The sequence below is a fragment of the Parvimonas sp. M20 genome (genome assembly GCF_035282425.1).
Classification (GTDB): Bacteria; Bacillota; Clostridia; order Tissierellales; family Peptoniphilaceae; genus Parvimonas.
Genome location: NZ_JAYKBQ010000006.1, coordinates 70,855 through 77,038 on the forward strand (window position 1 = coordinate 70,855; position 6,184 = coordinate 77,038).

Consider the following 6,184-nt stretch of genomic DNA (forward strand, 5'->3'; position numbering starts at 1 on the left):
CATAGTAGATTTTTATATAAATGGAGAAATAATGAAAAAAATAACTTTAATTGCCACTTGTGCTTTTGGCTTGGAGGCAGTTGTTAAGAGAGAAATAATTAAACTTGGTTTTGATGATATAAAGGTTTCTGATGGAAAAGTAGAATTTTTGGCAAATGTAAATGATATTGCAAAAGTTAATTTATGGGTTAGATGTGCAGAAAGAATTTTACTTAAATTGGATGAATTTAAAGTTTTAAGTTTTGAAGATTTGTATCAAGGCATAAAGAAAATAAAATGGGAAGAGTTAATTTCAGTAAATGATAAATTTCCTGTAAATGCTAATAGTGTAAAATCAAAACTCCTTAGTTTATCAGATATTCAAAAGATTACAAAGAGAGCAATTGTTGATAGACTTAAAAATGTTTATGGAGTTGAGTGGTTTGACGAAACTTCAAATGCGCTATATTACATAGAAGTTTCTATTTTAAAGGATATTGCAACTGTTACCGTTGACACTTCAGGAGAGGCTTTGCACAAAAGAGGATATAGAAAGAGAGCGGGGAATGCTCCACTTAAGGAAACTTTGGCAAGTGCGATGATTAGTTTATCTTTTTGGGAGCCAAGTAGAGTTTTTTATGATCCTTTTTGTGGAAGTGGAACTCTTTGCATTGAAGCCTATATGATAGGTAGAAATATTGCTCCTGGTATTATGAGAAATTTTGCTTTTGAAAATTGGAATTTACTGGATAAAGATGCTTTAAAAAATGAAAAAAATATTGCAAGAGCATTGATAGATTATGATAGAGATTTAAAAATTTTAGGTTCAGATATAGATAGATATTCAATTTTAATTGCAAGAGATAATGCAGATATTTTGGGCGTAGATGATGAAATTTCGTTTTTTATAAAAGATATGAGAGATGTTGATCTGTATAATGAATATGGAGTTGTAGTTACTAATCCTCCTTATGGAGAACGTATGGGAGATATCGAAGAAGTTGAAAGGCTTTATAGAGATTTTGGAAAAAAATTTAAAGAATTAGATACTTGGTCAGTGTATTTAATAACAAGTATAGAAAGTTTTGAAAGATTATATGGAAGAAAAGCCGATAGGAAGAGAAAGCTATTTAATGGAAGAATTAAAGTTGATTTCTATCAATTTTATGGTCCTAAACCAAAATAATGGGAGATAGTAAAATGTATATGGATAAGTTTACACATTGGAATTTTGAACTGGTAGATTTTATGGAAGATTTAGTCAGAGTTTTTGATAAAACCGGACTAATTGTCTATACTAATTCCAGTATGAAAAAATTTTTAGAAAATGAAGAAGGAAAGTTTTGTGTATTTTCTGAGGATGACATACATAAAAACGATAAAAAATTTTCCTCTTTAAAATGTGTTGCACCCATTGGGCACAAAGAAGATGTAAAAACTGAAATGTTATCAGTTGGAGAAAGAGACTTTTTAGTAAAGAGTAGTCCTATCTTTGATGACAAAAAGGAGTATTGGGGTAGTATTGAAGTTTTTAGAGATATTACTGAGGGTAATAAAATTCAAAAAGATTTGCTGAAATATCAAAAAATGGTGAAAAACGATATGATTACAGCATCAGATATCCAAAAGAGTTTATTATCCAAATTAAGTCATACGGATGGATTAAATTTAGAATATAAATATATATCATCAGAACAATTGTCAGGAGATTTTTTTGATGTTATAGACTTACCAAATGATAAAACTTGTGTTTATATAGCAGATGTTATGGGGCATGGTATTTCTGCAAGTATGATAACGATGTTTATAAAATTTTCTGTTAGAATGTTAATTCATGGAAGAAAAATAGAATATCCAAGAGAGATACTAAGAGCTTTATCAAAAGAATTTTCAAAACTTAATTTAGAAATGTACTTTACAATATTTTTAGGGATTTATAATAGAGAAACATGTGAATTTGAATATTCAAATGCAGGGCATAATTCTATCCCGATTTTATTTAATAAGGACAAAAATGTGCGCTTAGAATTAAGTGGATTGCCAATTTCATGGTTATTCCAAGATAGTAGATATTCCGTAGGTAAAGCAAAACTTTGTCATGGAGATTGTGTACTATTTTATACAGACGGTCTTACTGAAACAAAGAATAAAAATAGAGAAGAATATGGAGAAGAAAGATTTTTTAATGTAGTAGATAAATATAAAAATTCACTTTCTGATAAGGAACTTTTGGACAAGTTAGTTGAAGATGTTTCTGAATTTAGATGTGGAATTCAAGAAGATGATATTGCATTATTAAGTATGAGGGTTTTATAATGACAAATAATTTTGAGCTAGATTTTTCTGAAGATTTATGTTTTTGTAATTATGAAAAAGAAGCTTTTAAGGCATTAGATTTTATTTTAAATAAAGATGGTTTGGGAAGCAAATTTTTAGGTTGGGTAACTCATCCGGAAGTTTATGATAGAGAAGAATACTCAAGAATGAAAAAACTTTCTGAAAAAGTGAAAAATTCAGAAGTTCTTGTTGTTGTTGGAGTTGGAGGAAGTTTTTTAGGATCCAAAGCAGTTATAAAAGCCCTTAAACCTTATTTCAAACAAGAGGGTTTGGACATAGTTTTTGCAGGAAATAACCTAAGTGGAGATTATTTGAGTGAATTAGTTGAATATATAAAAGACAAGGACTTTTACATAAATGTAATTTCAAAATCGGGAAGTACATTTGAAACTGCAGTTGCTTTTAGAGTTTTAACAGGATTGTGTGAAGAAAAATATGGCAAAGAAGCGATAAGTAGAATTATTGTTACAACTGATGCAGAACGTGGATTGTTAAAGGAATTAAGCAATAAAGTTGGCTATGAAACTTTTTGTGTGCCGGATGATATAGGTGGAAGATTTTCAGTTTTAACATCTGTTGGATTGTTTCCCATTATGTGTGCAGGAATTGATACTGATGCACTTTTACTTGGAGCAAATGATGGTTTAGAAGAATATACTAAGAAAAGTTTAGACAATATTTCCTTAAGATATGCAATTATTAGAAATGCAATGTTTAGAGATGAAAAAAAGGAAATAGAATATTTAGTTGCACATGAATTTAAACTTGCATATCTTCAAGAGTGGTGGAAACAATTATTTGCTGAAAGTGAAGGGAAAAATGGCAAAGGACTTTATGTAGAAAGTGCCATTTTTACAAGAGATTTACATTCTTTTGGACAAATGATTCAAGATGGGAATAAAATTACTTTTGAAACCATAATTGAGGTTGAAAAGTTAAAGAATGATATTATCATTCCTCTTATTGATGAAGATTTTGACAACTTAAATTATTTAGCAAAAAAATCACTTAATGAAATAAATAAGGTTGCTGTTATGGCAACGAGAAAAGCACATACAGATGGAGATGTTCCAACAATTGGGATTAAGGTGCCAAAATTGGATGCCTATAATATCGGAAAGTTAATTTACTTTTTTGAAATGTCTTGTGCCATTTCTGCATATATGTTAGAGGTTAATCCTTTTGATCAACCGGGAGTAGATAATTATAAAAAAAATATGTATCAATTATTAGAAAAGATGTAAAGGAGGAAGAAAAATGTATGTAAGCTATATAAAAGCTATGCTGAAAAAATGTAAAAAAACTTTTTTAGATTATTTAAAAGTTCAAGGAATTCTTGTTTTATTAGCAACGCTTACTTCATTAATTGCTGTTTACCTTATGGGTTATTCTGGCAAATTTAAAGCCGGTCTAATTATGGGTATTTTGGAAATTGTTCCAATAATAGGAAATGGACTTTATTTGGCTTATCAAATTGTAATTAATTTGATTAACCATGAAGTAGTAATTGCATCCAATTTAGCGATATTGTATCTAACAATATTATGTGTCAGGTTAGTTTTGGAACCAATTTTATTAGGAAGAAAATTAAAGTTTAAAATTGGAATTATAATCTTTTTAGCACTTATTTCTAGAATTGTTGGAGGAAATAAAGGTCTTGCAATTATGACTGTAATAATTTTTATTTTGAATACTTTTTTAACTATTAATGACATTTACTCTTTTGATCAAAAAAGAAAAATGAAAGAAAGAAAAGAGAAAAGACTAAGAGAAAGAGAAATTAGAAAAAAGTATGATTATGAAAGTGTAGGAGATGACCATGATAATTAATAATTTTTCACCAATTGAATTAAAAGAAGCAAGAAAAATAGTTGAGGAAATTAATCTTGAAGAAAAAATTGAAAAAGTATATTTTAATGACGCCTTAGAAAAAGTTATTGCTGAAGATATAATTTCAAAAGTTAATATTCCGAACTTTGATAAATCTCCATTGGATGGATATGCTTTTAGGGAAGAGGATGTTGTAAATGCAAGTAAAGAAAATCCTATTGTCTTGGAAGTTATAGATGTAATAATGGCAGGAGATGTTTCAGAAAAGTCAGTTTCTAAAGGGCAAGCTGTTAGATTGATGACAGGGGCAAAAGTTCCAAGTGGTGCAAATTGTATCGTAAGATATGAAGATACTGAATTTAACGATAAAGAAGTAAAGATTTTTTCTCCAATAGGGAAAAATAAAAATATAATTGGACTTGGTGAAGACGTAAGAAAAGGCGATGTAATTATCAAAAAAGGAACATTTCTAACTCCTGCAGAAATTGGAGTTTTAGCCAGTCTAGGAATTCCTTTTATTAAGGTATATAAAGCTCCTTTGGTGAGTGTTTTTGCAACAGGAAGTGAATTACTTGATGTTACTGATGAAATGGAAGATGGAAAGATAAGAAATAGTAACAGTTATACAATAGAACAACTTGCAAAAGTCTATAATGCTGAAGTTATTCAATATGGAAAAGTTAATGATGATTTGGATTCTTTAGTTGATATGTATAAAAAAGCTATAAGAAATAGTGATATAGTTATTTCCACAGGGGGGATTTCTGTTGGCGATAGTGATTTTGTTTTAACTGCACTAGATAAGATAGGGGTAAAGACTATTTTTACAAGAGTTATGGCAAAACCGGGTGGACATGTTTTCTTTGGAGAATATGAAGGTAAATTTATATTTGCTTTATCTGGAAACCCTGCCGCATCTTTTATGAATTTCTACCTTTATGTTAGACCAATAATTTTAAGATTACAAAATAGGAATGATAATATGCTTAAAGTACAAAGTGAATTGACTAATGGATTTAACAATAAAGCAAAAGTTAGTAGAATTCTAAGAGCAACAACAGCATACAAAGACGGAAGATTCTTTACAGAAATTGAGGAAGGTCAAAAATCAGGAGTTCTATCTACAATGGTTGCAAAAAATTCCATAGTAATTGTTCCAAGTCAAACTGAAATTTCTAAAGGTGAAATTATTGAAGTGGAGTTTTTATATGAACAATAGAGCAATTTCCATAGTTGGAGAATGTTCTAATGTTGGAAAGACAACTTTGATAAAAAACTTGTTAAAAATATTTTCTAAAGAAGGATTAAAAGTTGGAGTTGTGAAACATCATCATAGAGAATTTGACTTTGATAGAGAGGGTAAAGACAGTTATATATTCTCTAAGTCTGGGGCAAGTTGTGTAAAAATGGTTAGTCCAAACAGAGTAATAACAGTCGAAAACTTGAATTATGAAAAATCTTTAAATGATGTTTTAAAAACAATGACGGAATATGATTTTGTTTTAGTTGAAGGATATAAATGGGAAAATTTAGATAGAATTGAAATTTATAGAACAGGCTATTCGACAAAAATAATTTCTGAAAAAGAAAAATTAATTGCTATTGTTTCAGATGTAGAGCATGATTTGGATGTTGATCAATTTAAATCAAATGAATATGAAAAAATTGCAAAAAAAATAAAAGCTTACTTTAATATTTAATTGAAATGTAATACAAGATTGTAAAATATATTGTAAACGAAAAATCCTCCTGGTGTGTTAAAACAAAAACATATAGGAGGATTTAATTATGTCAAGAAAAATTAAACAAAAGCAGAATATGTTTTTTAAAATTTAGGCAAAGTTTTTGAATTTTTTAAAGAGGAAATTGACTAAATTAGTTTAAAAATATCTTTACTTAATTCTATTGTGAATAAAATTGAATAAATGTAGTTAATGGGTTATAATTGGAATATATGTAAATGCAACATAGTCAAGTAAATGGACACAATTTTACAATAAGATTTTTGGGAAAGACAGATTTAAACCTGCCTTTCCAT

General features: G+C 28.7%; 6 protein-coding genes. All 6 read left to right on the forward strand.

Annotation, left to right across the window (positions count from 1 at the left end; all coding sequences use genetic code 11):
• The first annotated feature begins 31 nt into the window (after window positions 1–31).
• From VJI93_RS04290 to mobB, 6 genes are read left to right on the forward strand one after another with little or no spacing between them, the layout of a single operon-like run.
• Complete coding sequence (locus tag VJI93_RS04290) at window positions 32–1,165, forward strand: THUMP domain-containing class I SAM-dependent RNA methyltransferase (RefSeq protein ID WP_323999713.1); 1,134 nt, start codon at window positions 32–34, stop codon at window positions 1,163–1,165.
• Between the two features lie 20 nt (window positions 1,166–1,185).
• A complete protein-coding gene (locus VJI93_RS04295) occupies window positions 1,186–2,295 on the forward strand; it encodes a SpoIIE family protein phosphatase (RefSeq protein ID WP_323999714.1) in 1,110 nt (369 codons plus the stop codon).
• A complete protein-coding gene (locus VJI93_RS04300) occupies window positions 2,295–3,560 on the forward strand; it encodes a glucose-6-phosphate isomerase (protein ID WP_323999715.1) in 1,266 nt (421 codons plus the stop codon). The genes VJI93_RS04295 and VJI93_RS04300 overlap by 1 nt, the downstream gene beginning before the upstream one ends.
• A gap of 13 nt (window positions 3,561–3,573) precedes the next feature.
• A complete protein-coding gene (locus VJI93_RS04305; protein WP_323999716.1) occupies window positions 3,574–4,146 on the forward strand; it encodes an AI-2E family transporter in 573 nt (190 codons plus the stop codon).
• On the forward strand, window positions 4,136–5,365 hold the full coding sequence (locus VJI93_RS04310; RefSeq protein ID WP_323999717.1) for a molybdopterin molybdotransferase MoeA: 1,230 nt from the start codon (window positions 4,136–4,138) through the stop codon (window positions 5,363–5,365). Before VJI93_RS04305 ends, VJI93_RS04310 begins: the two co-directional genes overlap by 11 nt.
• A complete protein-coding gene (gene mobB, locus VJI93_RS04315) occupies window positions 5,355–5,846 on the forward strand; it encodes a molybdopterin-guanine dinucleotide biosynthesis protein B (protein WP_323999718.1) in 492 nt (163 codons plus the stop codon). The genes VJI93_RS04310 and mobB overlap by 11 nt, the downstream gene beginning before the upstream one ends.
• The last annotated feature ends 338 nt before the right edge of the window (window positions 5,847–6,184 follow it).